The organism is Sphaerisporangium sp. NPDC088356, assembly GCF_040685555.1.
Classification (GTDB): Bacteria; Actinomycetota; Actinomycetes; order Streptosporangiales; family Streptosporangiaceae; genus Sphaerisporangium.
In genome coordinates this window covers 1-14,953 of record NZ_JBFBIK010000154.1, presented here as the reverse complement: position 1 = coordinate 14,953, position 14,953 = coordinate 1, and the positions used below count along the sequence as shown (strand labels likewise).

Annotated in this window: 14 protein-coding genes; 5 read left to right on the top strand and 9 right to left on the bottom strand. The window is 70.0% G+C overall.

The window, feature by feature from the left end; genetic code table 11:
* Positions 1–181: 181 nt before the first annotated feature.
* On the top strand, positions 182–1,174 hold the full coding sequence (locus AB0O34_RS33395) for an aldo/keto reductase (RefSeq protein ID WP_363922382.1): 993 nt from the start codon (positions 182–184) through the stop codon (positions 1,172–1,174).
* Between the two features lie 124 nt (positions 1,175–1,298).
* Here the strand turns inward: AB0O34_RS33395 and AB0O34_RS33390 are convergent, their stop codons facing one another.
* The gene (locus AB0O34_RS33390; RefSeq protein WP_363922380.1) at positions 1,299–1,646 is read right to left on the bottom strand and encodes a peptidoglycan-binding domain-containing protein; all 348 of its coding nucleotides are present in this window, start codon (positions 1,644–1,646) and stop codon (positions 1,299–1,301) included.
* Between the two features lie 530 nt (positions 1,647–2,176).
* On the opposite strand from AB0O34_RS33390, the gene AB0O34_RS33385 reads away from it, so the two are divergent.
* Positions 2,177–3,856 (top strand): DEAD/DEAH box helicase, encoded by a 1,680-nt coding sequence (locus tag AB0O34_RS33385; protein ID WP_363922378.1) that lies wholly within the window; start codon positions 2,177–2,179, stop codon positions 3,854–3,856.
* A 12-nt stretch (positions 3,857–3,868) separates the two neighbouring features.
* Here the strand turns inward: AB0O34_RS33385 and AB0O34_RS33380 are convergent, their stop codons facing one another.
* The 3 genes from AB0O34_RS33380 to AB0O34_RS33370 all read right to left on the bottom strand — a co-directional run bounded on the left by AB0O34_RS33380 (position 3,869) and on the right by AB0O34_RS33370 (position 6,568).
* A complete protein-coding gene (locus AB0O34_RS33380) occupies positions 3,869–4,882 on the bottom strand; it encodes an NAD(P)/FAD-dependent oxidoreductase (RefSeq protein WP_363922376.1) in 1,014 nt (337 codons plus the stop codon).
* Positions 4,879–5,436, bottom strand: coding sequence for an isoprenylcysteine carboxyl methyltransferase family protein (locus AB0O34_RS33375; protein WP_363922374.1), 558 nt, complete (start codon positions 5,434–5,436; stop codon positions 4,879–4,881). Before AB0O34_RS33375 ends, AB0O34_RS33380 begins: the two co-directional genes overlap by 4 nt.
* A 64-nt stretch (positions 5,437–5,500) precedes the next feature.
* Positions 5,501–6,568: a 3-oxoacyl-[acyl-carrier-protein] synthase III C-terminal domain-containing protein gene (locus tag AB0O34_RS33370; protein WP_363922372.1), complete on the bottom strand. Its 1,068-nt coding sequence runs from the start codon at positions 6,566–6,568 to the stop codon at positions 5,501–5,503.
* Positions 6,569–7,329: 761 nt separating this feature from the next.
* Here AB0O34_RS33370 and AB0O34_RS33365 point away from each other — a divergent pair.
* The gene (locus tag AB0O34_RS33365) at positions 7,330–8,082 is read left to right on the top strand and encodes a hypothetical protein (protein WP_363922370.1); all 753 of its coding nucleotides are present in this window, start codon (positions 7,330–7,332) and stop codon (positions 8,080–8,082) included.
* A 225-nt stretch (positions 8,083–8,307) separates the two neighbouring features.
* Here the strand turns inward: AB0O34_RS33365 and AB0O34_RS33360 are convergent, their stop codons facing one another.
* Positions 8,308–9,771 carry an MFS transporter gene (locus AB0O34_RS33360; RefSeq protein WP_363922368.1) on the bottom strand — a complete coding sequence of 488 codons (1,464 nt, stop codon included), beginning with the start codon at positions 9,769–9,771 and terminating at the stop codon, positions 8,308–8,310.
* Positions 9,772–9,915: 144 nt separating this feature from the next.
* Here AB0O34_RS33360 and AB0O34_RS33355 point away from each other — a divergent pair, with 144 nt between their 5' ends.
* On the top strand, positions 9,916–10,806 hold the full coding sequence (locus AB0O34_RS33355; RefSeq protein WP_363922366.1) for a LysR family transcriptional regulator: 891 nt from the start codon (positions 9,916–9,918) through the stop codon (positions 10,804–10,806).
* A gap of 235 nt (positions 10,807–11,041) precedes the next feature.
* Here AB0O34_RS33355 and AB0O34_RS33350 read toward each other — a convergent pair whose 3' ends face one another.
* The 3 genes from AB0O34_RS33350 to AB0O34_RS33340 all read right to left on the bottom strand — a co-directional run bounded on the left by AB0O34_RS33350 (position 11,042) and on the right by AB0O34_RS33340 (position 12,594).
* Complete coding sequence (locus AB0O34_RS33350) at positions 11,042–11,479, bottom strand: Rieske (2Fe-2S) protein (protein ID WP_363922364.1); 438 nt, start codon at positions 11,477–11,479, stop codon at positions 11,042–11,044.
* A gap of 140 nt (positions 11,480–11,619) precedes the next feature.
* Entirely contained in the window at positions 11,620–11,997 is a 378-nt protein-coding gene (locus tag AB0O34_RS33345; protein WP_363922362.1) for a helix-turn-helix domain-containing protein, read from the bottom strand.
* A gap of 18 nt (positions 11,998–12,015) precedes the next feature.
* Positions 12,016–12,594, bottom strand: coding sequence for an NAD(P)H-dependent oxidoreductase (locus AB0O34_RS33340; RefSeq protein WP_363922361.1), 579 nt, complete (start codon positions 12,592–12,594; stop codon positions 12,016–12,018).
* A gap of 481 nt (positions 12,595–13,075) precedes the next feature.
* On the opposite strand from AB0O34_RS33340, the gene AB0O34_RS33335 reads away from it, so the two are divergent.
* The gene (locus AB0O34_RS33335; RefSeq protein WP_363922359.1) at positions 13,076–13,966 is read left to right on the top strand and encodes an aminoglycoside phosphotransferase family protein; all 891 of its coding nucleotides are present in this window, start codon (positions 13,076–13,078) and stop codon (positions 13,964–13,966) included.
* A 205-nt stretch (positions 13,967–14,171) separates the two neighbouring features.
* On the opposite strand, the gene AB0O34_RS33330 is transcribed toward AB0O34_RS33335, so the two are convergent.
* Positions 14,172–14,480: a muconolactone Delta-isomerase family protein gene (locus tag AB0O34_RS33330; RefSeq protein ID WP_363922357.1), complete on the bottom strand. Its 309-nt coding sequence runs from the start codon at positions 14,478–14,480 to the stop codon at positions 14,172–14,174.
* Positions 14,481–14,953: the final 473 nt, after the last annotated feature.

The window sequence follows — 14,953 nt, the reverse complement described above, 5'->3', positions numbered from 1 at the left end:
CCTGCCGCCCAAGCCGCCGAGCTGCTGGAACGGGTGCTGCGCACCCACGGGTCGCCGGTGGTCGCAGTGGTGGTGGCGCGGAGGCGGGCGAGGCGCGAAGATCGTGAGCAGATGGACCAAGCGGCCGTCACCCCCTCGCACAGGGACGGACCGTCGATATATCGACACAGGGAGTTCAGCAATGCGACAGCGCCGACTGGGCAGCCAGGGCCTTCACGTCTCCGCCGAGGGGCTCGGCTGCATGGGGATGAGCGTCGCCTACGGCCCCGCGGACGAGAAGGAGGCGACCGCCACCATCCACAGGGCGCTCGACCTGGGCATCACCTTCCTCGACACCGCCGACATGTACGGGCCGTGGACCAACGAGAGCCTCGTGGGCCACGCGATCGCCGGGCGCCGCGACGAGGTGGTGCTCGCCACCAAGTTCGGCAACGAGGTCGAGGACGGGGCCCTCACCGGCCGCGTCAACGGCCGCCCCGGCTACCTGCGCCAGGCGCTCGACGGTTCGCTCAAGCGGCTCGGCGTCGACCACATCGACCTGTACTACCAGCACCGCGTCGACCCGGACGTCCCGGTGGAGGACACCTTCGGCGCGCTCTCCGAGCTGGTCACCGCGGGCAAGATCCGTTACCTCGGCATCTCCGAGGCCGCTCCCGCGAGCATCCGCCGCGCCCACGCCGTCCACCCGCTGACCGCGCTGCAGACCGAGTACTCCCTGTTCACCCGTGACGTGGAGGACAACGGCGTGCTCGCCACCACCCGCGAGCTCGGCATCGGCTTCGTCGCCTACAGCCCGCTCGGCCGGGGCTTCCTCACCGGCACCATCCGCGGCGTGGACGACCTGCCGGAAGGCGACCGCCGCCGTTCGATGTTCCCGCGCTTCCAGGGGGAGAACTTCGCGCGCAACCTCGCCGTCGTCGACAGGATCCGCGTGCTGGCCGACGCCAAGGGGGTCACCTCCTCGCAGTTCGCGCTGGCCTGGGTGCTCGCCCAGGGCGACGACATCGTGGCCATCCCCGGCACCAAGCGCCGGGCCTACCTGGAGGCCAACGCCGCCGCCGTCGAGATCACCCTCACCCCCGACGACCTGGCCGCGATCGAGGCCGTGGCCCCGCGCGGCGTGGCCTCCGGCGAGCGCTACCCCGCCGCCGCGATGGACGCGGTCCACCGGTGACGCGAGGGCCCCGTGACTCCTGCCCCGCGTACGTCCGGCGCCATCCGCGACAGCTCGCGGGCGCCCCGCGAACCCGGGACGCGCGACGGCCACGCCCACCGGCGCGGCCGTCGCGATCACGTGGTCAGTGCTTGAGCGCGTACCAGGTCGAGGAGCCGATGACGCGGTCGACCTTGAGGCCCCACCTGGTCTGGAATTCGTAGACCGCTGAGTCGGTCGCCGAGCCGAATACACCGTCGACGGAATCAGGCTGCCCGATGCGATACTTCAGAAGGCATTGAGCCTGTTTGACGGCGGTTCCGGTCGACCCTTTCCTGAGGACAGGCTCGGAGTTCGTATAGTTGCAGCCGAAAGGCCCTGCGGCCCTTGCCTTCGCCGCCGTGTTGGCGTGCGCGGGGGTGGCGAGGACCGGGACGACCGCTACGGCCATCATCGCCAGCGCCGCGGCGGGCAGCGCGATCTTCGATTTCATGGAACTCAACATGATCCTGGTCTCCCATCAGGTGGCGAGTTCGTCGGCCCGGCTCGGCCGGGAACCGGCCTGCGTGCTTCTCGGGCGAGGGCGCTCACCGAGCCGGAACTCCAGGCCCGGAGCCGGTGCGTGTGGGCGCACGCATGGCAGCTTGACAGGCCCTGCGGGCCGAGTTCCAAACCCTTCCATCTGAGTGCAAACTCCCCGGTAGGGGGCCTGCGGGCGGACAATGATCATTTCCGGTCGGGGGACGTTCATGGTGCCGATCCGCTCCGCCGCGTGCCCCGCCGGTCCGCGGACCCCGTATCGTGGCCGGTCCGGCCCCATGCAGTGTGAAGTAAACTTCCTCTCCCGTAAGCGTGAAAAGGCCACCCCTTTACCGGGGGTGGGTTCCTCGTACGCCGAAAGGCACCGCGCCGGGGGGAACTCCGCCGGTACGGGCCCCCGGTGGGCGGGAAGCATGCTGCGACAGTGGAACATGGAGTCAACACCGATCCCATGCGCGTCCGTCCGGAACGAGGAGCTCGATCATGACCCCCAACGCCACCGAAGACTCGACAGGCTTCGCTGACCTGGGGCTGCGTCCCGAGCTTCTGCGCTCGCTCACCGGTCTTGGGTACGAGGAGCCGACGCCTATCCAGCGCGAGGCGATCCCGCCGCTGGTGGAGGGCCGTGACCTGCTCGGGCAGGCCGCGACCGGCACCGGCAAGACGGCGGCCTTCGCCCTGCCGATCCTCCAGCGGATGCCGGCCGGCGGGGGCTCGGGGTCGCCGCTGGCGCTCGTGCTTGTGCCCACGCGCGAGCTGGCCGTCCAGGTGTCCGAGGCCGTCCACCGCTACGGCCGCGACCTCGGCGCCCGCGTCCTGCCGATCTACGGCGGGCAGCCGATCGGGCGGCAGCTCAGGGAGCTGCAGCGAGGGGTGGACGTCGTGGTCGCGACCCCAGGGCGGGCGCTCGACCACATCGGCCGCAAGACCCTCAATCTGGACGCCCTCCAGATCGTCGTCCTGGACGAGGCCGACGAGATGCTCGACATGGGTTTCGCCGACGACATCGAGGCGATCCTCCAGGAGACCCCCGAGGCGCGCCAGACCGTTTTGTTCTCCGCCACGATGCCGCCGCGCATCAACTCGATCGCCCGCCAGCACCTCAAGGACCCGGTGCGCATCCAGATCGAGCGCGAGTCCGCCACCTCCGGCGAGTCCCCGCGCGTACGGCAGAGCGCGTACATGGTGTCGAGGGCGCACAAGCCCACGGCGCTCGGAAGGGTGCTGGACGTCGAGGCGCCCGAGGCGGCCATCGTGTTCTGCCGCACCCGCGAGGAGGTCGACCAGCTCACCGAGACCATGAACGGCCGCGGCTACCGCGCCGAGGCCCTGCACGGCGGGATGGGCCAGGAGCAGCGCGACCGCGTGATGGCCCGGCTGCGGAGCGGCACGGCAGACCTGCTGGTCGCCACGGACGTCGCCGCGCGCGGGCTCGACATCGAGCAGCTCACCCACGTGGTCAACTACAACGTCCCCTCGGCTCCGGAGTCCTACGTCCACCGCATCGGCAGGGTCGGGCGCGCGGGCCGCGAGGGCGTGGCCATCACGCTCGCGGAGCCCCGCGAGCACCGCATGCTCAAGACGATCGAGCGGGTCACCAAGAGCAGGATCACGGTCGAGAAGGTCCCCACCGTCGCCGACCTTCGGGCCCGCCGCCTGGAGCTGACGCGCTCCGCCCTGGAGGAGAGCATCCTGGAGGACGACCTGGAGCACTTCCGGGTCGTGGTGGACACCCTCGCCGACGAGTTCGACCTCGTGGAGATCGCGATGGCGGCGGTGAAGCTGGCGCACGAGGCCAGCGGCGCCGCGGCCGACGAGGAGGAGATCCCCGATGTGCCGGTGCGGGCCGAGCGCGAGGGACGTCCGCGCCGCGAGACCGGCGGGCGCGACGAGCGGCGCGGGCGCGGGCCCTCCAGCGGCATGACCCGCATCTTCATCGGCGCGGGCCGCAGCGCCGGAGTCCGGCCGCAGGACCTGGTCGGCGCGATCGCCAACGAGTCACGGCTCAGCGGCAGGGACATCGGGGCGATCGAGATCGCCGACCGCTTCTCGCTCGTCGAGGTCCCCGACTACTCGGCGGACGACGTGATCACCGCCCTGCGCCAGACCACCGTCAAGGGCCGCAAGGTCACGGTCCGCCGCGAGCGCTTCGAGGCCCGGTAGCGGCGCGGGCCGTCAGGCCAGGGCGTTGACGGTGGCTGTGAAGACGGCGGGGAGGCGGTGCGCCGCCGGCACGATCAGGCGGGCCGAGCCCGAACGGCGGCGCGCGGCCAGCAGCGCCCCCGTCAGCAGCCGGTGGCGCAGCGACAGGCGCCGCCACGCACGCTCGTACGCCTCGGGCCGTCCCGCGCGCAGGCACCCGACCAGGGCGCGCGCGGCCAGCAGCCCGAGCGAGACCCCCTCGCCGGTGAGCGCGTCCATGTAGCCGGCCGCGTCGCCGACCAGCAGCACGCGCCCGGCGACGCGCGCGCGTGCGCGCTGCCGAAGCGGCCCGGCGCCGCGCACCGAGGTGGCGGCGGGCCCGTCCAGCCGGGCCAGCAGCGCGGGGAACCCCGCCAGGTGCTCGTCGTAGCTCCGGCGCTCGGAACTCAGCACCGCGACCCCGACCAGTTCCTCTCCCACCGGGGTCACGTACGCCTCGGCGCGCGCCGCCCAGTGCACCTCGACGAAGTCCGTCCAGGGCGCGACGCGGTAGTGCCTGCGGAGCCCGTACCGGCGCGCGGCGCGGGTCGGCAGCTCCAGCCCGAGCAGGCCGCGCAGCGGGGAGTGCAGCCCGTCGGCGGCGACCAGCCAGCGGGCCCGCATCCCGGCCGCCTCGACCGAGTCCGCGTCCTGCCGCACGCCGTCGACCCGGCCGCGGACGACCTTCACGCCCACCTCCGCCGCCCGCTCGGCCAGCGCGGCGTGCAGGGTGGTGCGGCGCACCCCGAGCCCCTGCCCCTCGCGGAACGCCGCCTGCGCGCGGTGCCGCTCGTCGACGTACCTGATCCCGAGCAGCGGCCACCCCTCCACCCGCACGCCGAGGGACCGCAGCGCCGCGACCCCGGTGGGCATGAGACCCTCGCCGCACGCCTTGTCGACCGGGGCCGACCGGGGCTCGACCACCACGGCCTCCATCCCCGCCAGCGTGGCGTGGATGGCCGTCGCCAGGCCCGCCGGCCCGCCGCCGGCGACCAGGACGTCGATCACGCCGTCGCCTCGCGCGCGGGGGCGTCCCCGGGGCGAGGCGCGAGGGTGGCGAGGGCCGTGTCCTCGCAGCGGATGCGCACCACCATCAGCGCGGCGTTGAGCACGGTGAACACCACGGCGGTCACCCACGCGCTGTGCACCAGCGGCAGCGCCGCGCCCTCCACGGCCACCGCCACGTAGTTGGGGTGGCGCAGCCACGCGAAGCGGTACGGCCCGCGCGCGACCAGCGAGAGGCCGGGCACCACGATGACCTCGGTGTTCCACTGCGGGCCGAGCGAGGTGATGCACCACCAGCGCAGGCCCTGGGCCGCGACGACCAGGGCGAGCATCGGCCAACCCAGGGCCGGAACGAAGGGCCGGCCGGCGAGGGCCGCCTCCAGCAGGCATCCGGCGAGCAGGCCGGTGTGCAGGGCGACCATCCAGGGATAGTGGCCGCGCCCGAAGACACGCCCGCCCCGGGCGAGGCTCCAGCGCGCGTTGCGCCGGGCGACCACCAGTTCGGCGAGGCGCTCGGCGCCGACGAGCAGGACGAGCAGCAGGTACCAGGACGACATGCCCTGAAACGATACGGGCCCGATCATCAGGGGGACAGCCGGCAGCGGTGACGACACTCCGCCGCTACCAGCGCAGCAGGACGAGCTCGGAGCAGAATCCGGGCCCCATCGCGATGAGCATCCCCGGCGTCCCCGGTGGCGGCGGGCGAAGGGCCAGCGTGTCGCGCAGGACGTGCAGGACGGACGAGGAGGACAGGTTGCCGATGTCCTCCAGCGAGCGCCAGGTGAGGTCGAGCGCCCCCTCGGGCAGGTCGAGGCTCTCGGCGACGGCGTGCAGGACCTTCGGGCCACCCGGGTGGCACACCCAGGCGGTGACGTCGCGCGTGGTCAGCCCGTGGTCGGCGAGGAAGCCGTTCACGTCGTCGGCCAGATAGGTCCGTACGACCTCCGGGACGCTCGTGTCGAGCACCACGCGGAAACCGGTGTCGGAGACGTCCCAGCCCATCACCGCCTCGGAGTCCGGGTAGAGGTGGCCGCGGGTGGCGACCACGGTGGGGCCGGGTGCGGCCCGCGGGTCCGCGGCACGGCCGTCGCCGACGGCCACCACGGCCGCCGCGCCGTCGCCGAACAGCCCGCTGGCGACGAAGTTGACCGGAGAGGCCTCGGCGCGCTGCAAGGTGAGCGAGCACAGCTCGACCGAGAGCAGCACGGCCACGTGATCCGGCCATCCGCGCAGGTAGTCGTGGAGGCGGGCGATCCCCGCCGCGCCCGCGACGCAGCCGAGCCCGAACACCGGTATCCGCTTGACGTCGGGCCGCAGCCCCAGCCTGCCGGCGAGCCTCGCGTCCACCGACGGCGCGGCGATGCCGGTCACCGATGTGAACATGATCATGTCTACGTCGCCCGGTGTCAGCCCCGCCGCCTCCAGCGCGGCGCCCACCGCCTCGGCGCCCAGGTCCACGGCCGCCTCGATGAAGATCTCGTTGGCCGTCCCGAACCCGTCGAGCTTGGAGTACTGCTCGAGCGGCAGCACCAGGTTGCGGTGGCCGACGCGGGCCGAGGCGTGCAGCCGGTCGAGCAGCCGCCGGTCGGCACCCGGGGGAAGGCAGATGCGGGCGAATGTGTCGGTTATCTCGGCCTGGGGGTAGCGGTTCGGAGGAAGAGCACCGCGGACAGCGGCAATTCGGGTCATATGGATTTCCCGGTTCGCTGGCAGTGGGGACACCTCTGTCTTGCCCACCGCGCCGGTACGCATACCTGGAGTCCCTGGGGGGAGGCCCCATCGTGATCTCGGTGACCCCTGCGGAAGGCGCAGAGGGGTGCACTGCGGGCCGGGCACCCCTCCGCGTACATGCTCGGCTTCGCCGCGCCGATCCTCGGCGCAGGGATCACCTGCGGACGCGGACGTCCGGCAGGCGGGGAGCCGAGCGGGTGTTGACGCGGCAGCCGGCGGCTCCGGGTCACCGAGCGTCGTTCAGACGAAGGCAGGGACTGAACCTCTCCAACGGCCCGGCCACCAGGGCGCCGCGGGGGCACGTCAGGGTCGTCGGCGGGTACATCACGGCACGCCGGCGGTTCCTCGGCCGCGGGGCGGCACTTCCCTCCCGCCACGCCGGGGGATATGCGCTGAGGCCGTCATACGCTCCGGCGCGGCGCTCGGCTGGCATGGACATTTCTCCCGAAGTCCGACTCCCCGAGCTGCTGTTCCGGCGCGGCCACCACGACGAGCCCTGCAGCTGACCCGCTACGGCCTAACCTTGACGGCCCCCCGGCCTCGCCCCCGGTGGCGAGTTCGCCCCGTCGGGACTCCCTAGCGGATTGCGCGGGAAGTGACAACAGCGGCCTGTAGCACCTTGGGAAAGCTGCATAGAATGTTCGTCTATTGCGCCTATATAACGGGGACTCACCATTTCCCGCGTCCGCGCCTCCTGGCGGGGACACAAGGAGGAGTCCATGAAGGTTCTTGCCCGGCGCCTCGGGGCCGGCGCCGCCGCGGCGGTATTGCTGGGCGGGCTGGCGACTCCCGCCCAGGCCGCCGCCTACGACTACCACCCGAGCGACAGCGACTGGTCAGACTGCCCGAAGCTCCCGCCGAACGCCAAGACCGACACGTGGAGCTGCATCTTCATCATCACGGTCGGCGGCACCATGAAGCTCGGGAAGATCCAGCAGGACATCTCCCAGCCGTTGCGGATCACCGTCGCCCAGGGCAAGCTCGACGACGGCAGCGCCGCCGCGGCCTTCGGAAGCGTGAAGGGCGACCGGATGAAGGTCCCGGGTGGCCTGATCGGCAAGCCCTTCGAAGTACCGAAGCTCACCGACGTCTACGTCGAGACCGAGGGGACCGGCAAGGTCGACGCCGGCCCCATCTTCCCGACCAACGTCGGCATCAAGTTCCGCATGATCCACAGCCTGCTCGGCAAGAAGTGCTACATCGGCGGCGACGCGAACCCGATCCTGCTCAACCCCGAGGTCACCTCCCTGGATCTGACCTCCATCGACGGCGTGCCCGTGTTCAAGGTCGCGGCCACCGACACGAAATTCTCCGTTCCCAAGGCCACGGGCTGCGGCCTCAACTGGGGCCTGGTCAACACCGCCGTCAACCTGCGGGCGGGCCTGCCTTCGCCGAGCGGGGCCAACTCGGCGCAGTTCCAGTGGTTCGTCCGGGGCAAGTCCTACACCGAGCTGCCCGGCTTGGCTTCCTGACCGCTGAGCTTCCCTGGCCGGTCGGCGCCGCCACAGGAGCGGCCCGGGAGTGGGCGGCGCGTGCGGCGCCTCCTCCAGCGGCGTCGTCCTGGCCACTCGGAACATGAAGCTCGGGTTCGCGCTGCAACTGGTGACGGTGCGGTGGCTGGGGACGTTCCGTACGCGTCCGGCATAGGAGGAGTGCGGCCGCTCAGCCTGCGCTCCATCACGGGCCCGGCTCGGTCGTCAACCGAGGTCACCGTGATGAGACGTCGGCGCTGTCGCCGGGTGAGAGCCGGCACGCCGCCAGAGGCCCAGGACCACGGCCAGCCCGACGGCCACGAGGAGGGCCGCGACGGCGAAGGTCCAATGCGTTCCGCGAGCCACCTCCGCTGGCGTGGCGGTGCTGACGTCGCTCGCGCCCGCGGCGAAGGCGAAGACGGCTCCCATGACCGACGCGCCGGTCATGAGGCCGAGGTTGCGGGAGAGGTTCAGCGTGCCCGACAGCAGGCCACGTTGGTGCGGGGAGACGTCCTTCATCACCGCGGTGTTGTTGGCCGCCTGGAACAGGGCGTAACCGGCGGTGACGACGACCAAGGGCAGGACGTACCCTATGACCCCGGCAGCCGTGGGCATCAAGGAGAGCGCCACGGCGCCGCCGATGATGCCGGCGAGCCCGACCACCACCATGGTCGCGGCTCCGAAACGATCGGTGGCGCGGCCCGCCGGGACGCCGGTGAGGGCGGACACGGCGGGGCCTGCCGACATCACCAGGCCGACGAAGGCCGGGTCGAGGCCGAGCGCCCAGGCCAGATGGAAGGGCCCTACGACGAGAGTGGTCATCATGACGGTCGAGACCAGGACGCTCGTCGTCAGTCCGGCGGTGAGGACGGGGTCACGGAACATCGACAGGGTGAGCAGCGGGGATGAGACCCGGCGCTCGGTGACGATGAACAGGGCGAGGCCCGCCCCCGAGGCGAGGAGCAACCCGATGGTGAGCGAGCCGAAGGAGTTCCCCCCGACCGTCATGGCCAGCGCGTAGGCCCCCAGTGTGATCGCCAGCAACGCGGTGCCCACGCCGTCGAACCGTCCGCGTACGGAGATCACTGCCGGCGCGGCGCCGGGCAGCATCCTGAAGGTGAGCGTGAGCGCGAGGAGGCCGAGCGGCACGACGGCGAGGAAGATGGCGCGCCAGCCGAAGACCGTGATCAGGACGCCACCGAGGCCGGGCCCCAGCGCCGTGCCGACTGCCGACATCGTTCCGAGCAGCCCCATGACCCTGCCGGTGCGGTCCCTAGGCACCGTCTTGCCGACGATGGCCATGGTCAGCGCCATCATGCACGCGGCACCGGCTCCTTGAAGCGCCCGGGCGACGACCAGGATCGGAAGGTTCGGGGCGAGACCGCCCAGCAGCGTCGCGAGCGTGAACACGGCGATGCCACCGAGCAGAACGCGGCGCCGGCCGACGAGGTCGCCGAGTCGGCCGGCTCCGACGATCAGGGTCGTGACGGCCAGGAGATAGGAGATCACGATCCACTGGACGTCGTTGAAGGCGGCGTCGAAGGCCACAGCGATGGTCGGTAGGGCGACGTTGGCGATGCTGGTGCCGAGCGAGGGCAGAAGCATGGACAGCGACAGCGCGGCGAGCGCCCAGGCCAGGGGCGGACGGGACGCAGGCGGTGCCTGCTCGGGCTCGGCTGCTGCTCTCACGATGACGGCCTCTTCCTGGAGTCGACGGGGCGATGGGATCGCAATGAACCTAGATCCCGCTTCGACCTGGCGGAAGACGCAAAGATAGAAAGCCATTTGTGCACGAAACGCCATGTCGCAGCTGATCCGTGAGATCCTTCGCGCATGGTCCGTCCCGATCTGAACCTGCTGGTCACCCTCAACGTCCTGCTCGAGGAAGGCAGCGTGACGCGTGCGGGTGAACGGCTTGCGCTCAGCCCGTCCGCGATGAGTCGCGCGCTCGCGCGGCTGCGGCGGGCCACGGGCGACCCGCTGCTGGTGCGAGCCGGTCGGGGGCTGGTGCCCACGCCCCGGGCTTTGGAACTGCGCGACCGTGTGCGCGTCCTGGTCCAGGAGGCCGAAGCCGTCCTCCGGCCGGCCGAGAGGCTCGACCTAGCGACGCTGGAGCGGACTTTCGCCTTGCGCAGCAGCGATGGGTTCGTGGAGAGGTTCGGACCCGCGCTGGTGGCGGAGGTCGGCCGCGTTGCGCCTGGCGTGCGACTGCGGTTCCTGCAGAAGACCAGGAAGGACACCGCTCCCCTGCGCGAGGGCATGGTCGACCTCGAGACGGGCGTCATCGAGCACGCTCTGCCTCCCGACGTGCTGAGCGAGCCCTTGTTCACCGACCACTTCATCGGGGTGGTGCGAAGCGAGCACCCGCTGAGCGCCGGAAAAGTGACGGCGGCCCGGTACGCCTCCTCACGGCACGTGCACGTCTCGCGGCGCGGCCTGACGGAGGGGCTGGTGGATGAGGCCCTTCGCGCGACAGGCCACGAGCGGGAGGTCGTCACGGTCGTAGACGGCTTCGGCGCCGCGCTGGCGCTGGCGGAGGCCTCGGACCTGGTCGCCACCGTTCCGGAGCGTCACACCGCTGACCTGCGGCGAGGGATGTGCTCCTTCGAGTTGCCCTTCCACGCTCCCGAGGTGACGGTGTCGTTGATGTGGCACGTCCGGCTCGACGCGGACCCGGCTCACCGATGGTTACGCGACCGCGTGATCGATGTGTCGTCGTCATAGTCGCCCTCGATCGCCCGATCCGGCCGGCAGGTCTCCATCGGCGTCGTCCACAAGACCCTCGCAGATGCCAAGGACTCATGAGCCGATCCGACGACCATCCACATCAGACCGGCCAGTGACGCTAAGTCGGGCTCACCGAGCTCCTGATCGTCACTGGCCGTTCGGTTGCTGCTCAAGGGGCGAAACGGTGATCCGGTGCTCCACACCGGGTGGCCTGGAGCACCGGACGCGATTCTCACTTCAGGCGGATAACGCCCTTGGAGACGGTGATGCTCTTACGCGGAAGGGGCCGCTCTGCCGGGCCCCGCGCCACGGCGCCGGTCGAGATCGTGAACCTGCTTCCGTGGCAGGGACAGTTGATGGTGCCGCCGCTGACGCTCGCGACCGCGCACCCCTGGTGGGTGCATTTCGCGCTGAACGCCCGGAAGACTCCCTTCTTTGGCTGGGTGACGACGTACTTCCCCTTGATGATCTTTCCGCCGCGAAGCGGGATGCTCTTGGTCTTGGCGAGCACCACGCCTGCGGCCTCGCCGGTCGCGTCCTCGCTCGACGCCGTGTCGATCGACGCCCTCGCCGGTCGCACGCCGATCAGGGCAAGTACGGCGGCGAACCCGCCGGTGACGCTCCGGAAGATCACCGTCCGGCGTGTCGTGCCTGTCTCGTCAGCCCGCATGCCAACCTCCGCTCCTGGGGGTAAGGGAGACTTCTCTACCGGAACGTACTGACTGGCGGGGCGGTTCACGAGGTCATCGGCCGAACCCGGCGGGGAGGTTCGGGAGTTCACTCGCCGAATCGGCCGGGGCGGCGAGGAGGTCAATTCCCCCGTACGGAGGCGGGGCCACCCGCGGTCGCCTCCTGCGGGGCCTCCTGCCCCGGGAGCGGGATCCACTTGTGCGACCAGGCGATCACGGCCTCCAGCGCCGGTTCGAGGTCGCGGCCCTTCTCGGTGAGGCAGTACTCGACCTGGACGGGGGAGGCCGGGATGACCCGGCGCTCGATGAGCCCCTCGCTCTCCAGCGTGCGCAGCCGCTGGACCAGCATCGTGTCGCTCAGGCCCGGCACAGAGGCCTTGATCTGCGCGTACCGGACCTGCCCCGTGAATATGGCGCGCAGGATGGCGCCGGACCAGCGGGACCCGATCAGCTCGATCGCGGTGTGGAACCGTACGCAGACGGGGTGTATGTCGTTCATGGACTTCCCCTCGCCTCGTCAGTGGACCGCGCCCTCGCGCAGCGGGCGCAGGATCTCGCTCATGCGGACGAGCTCGTCGAACATGGCCTTGGCCGACGCCGTCATGACCTCGTTCGGAACCACATTTTCCTCGTCGTCGATGAACTGGCGGACAAAGGGGATGGAGACCGCCTCGAAGAGGGGGGTCATCTTGAGCGTGGTGACCACCTGCTTGATCATCTGAGCGGCTCGGGTGCCGGCCGCGACGCCGCCGTAGGTGACCAGCCCGACGGGCTTGTAGTTCCACTCCTTGTGCAGGTAGTCGATGGCGTTCTTCAGCTCGGCGTTGTACCCGTAGTTGTACTCCGGCATGACGAAGACGAAGGCGTCCGCCTCGGTGACCTTGGCGCTCCAGTCACGGGTGTGCTGGTGGGTGTACTGGCCCAGGCGGGGGTGGTTGGGCTCGTTCATGAAGGGCAGGTTGATCTCCGCCAGATCGACCAGCTCGACGTCCGCGAAACCACCGTGCTCCTTCGCCTCCGCCTCGATCCACTGTCCGATCGGCAGCCCCACACGGCCCGGCCGGGTGCTCGCCACGATGATCTCAAGCTTCGCCATGACACATCCTCGCATCTCGCACGGGAGCCCCCGGACGGACGCTCCTCACCACGAGCCACAGCCTACCTCGGAAAACTTAGCGACTCAGTAATTCTTAGTCGCCTGTATCGGCGTGACCCGGACAAGGATCTATGGCCGATCGTCAACGGCGGCGGAGTTCCAGAGGGAGGGAGCGCAGCCAGGGTTCGGACAAGGCCGGTTCCGCTGGGCGATCATTTCTCGTACCTGACCAGTACGGCCCTGTTCGACCAGCGTGACGGCCTCGGCGAGCGAGCACAGGGGCCTGTCGTCGCGGCGGGGTGCGCCGCCGACGGACTCCTGAGTCCATGGCCCGCCGGGTCCTCTTGTCAAGTGATCTCGCGTTGTAGATCACGGGCTCTTCGACGTCAAGCGGAGTTGATGAATCCCCGCCCCCGAGGGGTGGTGGCGCAGCGGGTGCGTAGCCGTTGGTTCTCGGGGGCAAGGAGTGGAGACTCCATACATGAGCCACTTGGAGATCGATGAGAACTTGGTGCGGTCCCTCCTGCACGAGCAGCATCCGGACCTTGCAGGACTGGACCTCCATCTGACGGTTACCGGCTGGGACAACCAACTGTGGCGTCTCGGTGACAAGTTGGCCGTGCGCCTACCGCGCACGGCACGCGCCCCGGGTCTTCTTCGCAAAGAGCATCATTGGCTTCCTGTCCTGGCCCCACGTCTTCCACTCCCGGTACCGACCCCTTTGCGGATCGGTGAACCGTCCGCACGCTTCCCTTGGCCATGGACCGTTGCGACATGGGTTCCCGGCGAACCAGGCGACCGCGCCTCGATCAGGCACGGCTACCAGGCAGCCGACACTCTGGCGGTCTTCCTCAGGGCGCTCCATCTGAATGCGCCCACCGAGGCACCGGCCAATCCGATGCGCGGCGTTCCCCTCAGGACGCTCACCCACGAGTTCGACAAGGCGATCGAAGCCATCGCCTCCAGCGGTGTTGCCGCCGACGTCCGGGGTATCTGGGACGAGGCCGTTTCGGCTCCCTATTGGGAGGGGCCGCCGGTATGGCTTCACGGTGATCTCCATCCTGCGAATGTCGTCGTCTCGGACGGGACACTCTCAGGCGTCATCGACTTCGGTGAACTCTGCGCCGGCGATCCGGCGACAGACCTCGCGGCCGCGTGGCTAATCCTCCCCGCAGGCGCGGCTTCACGGTTCTTCGACGCATACAAGAAGGCGGACGAGGCGATGATCCGGCGCGCACGGGGGTGGGCAGTCCTGCGCGGCGTTTCCCTCATCGGCGTCGGCCAGGCATGGGAACGGGGCCTTCCCGGCGGCCAGCCGACATGGGGACGCGCAGGCCGGGCGGCGCTCGACCGTGTTCTGGCATCCGACTGAGCGTCATGACGTTGGAATCAGTACCTTCAGGCAAGCGGGCCTTCCCGGTCGCGAAGCGGTCGGGGGACACCTGGATACACCGCGACCCCGACCCCGGGGCCCTCATCTGTGTGAAGTTGTGGTGGGTAATTCCGGGTAAGGATGCTGCCCTCGTCGAGCGCGAAAGCGTGGGTGCCGGCAACCACGCATAGAACACTTCTCACGGTCACACGTGGTAGCCCTTCTTCACGTCTTCGACGAACCCGAGGTAGTCCCGCAGCGGCCAGACCTCCTCGAATTCGAGGTACTCCCGCATCGGGAGCCGTCCGAGCGCGGTCCGGTCCAGTTCCTCGGCGTCGGGCGAGTCGACGATCGCGATCAACCGTTTCTTTGCGGCGACCTTCCAAATGCCCACGCAGAATCCGGATTCGATCGACTTCAGGACGTGCTCTGCCTCGTCCACCTCGATGTCCCAGAGTTCATCGAGGGTGACCCGACCCTCATGGTTCCACTTCATCTGGACGTAGAAGAGCATGAATACCCCTTTGCTCGGAGCGTGACGGTTATCGCGACGTCGGACAGATCCGCCTTGCGGCGGAAGGCTCGGCGCCGAACATTTCAGCCGCGAGCATGTACGGCGACTTTCCGTCATGGCCGATGAGGCCGAGCGATGCGCCGACGTCCAGCAGCTTCCGGCGCGTTCCTCGTAGCCATGCCACAGCGCATCGTGCCAGTGGGTGTAACCCTTCGTGACCCCGGAAGTCGAGATCCACTGGACCGATCTGACGCAAGTTTCTCCGCGCCCTGGCCCACCGCACAAGCCACCGAGACCACTTCCGCTCCGATTACGTTATGTCCGGATATATCGCACAGGACGATTCGCTATCGAGGCTTAAAGATCGCTGCACTGATGGACGTGGCGATGAGGCCCACCACGGTTCGCACAGGGGCCCGTCCCCTGCTCGCACCTCGTCACCGGAGGGACCGGCCGGACCTGCGGGTCCGGCC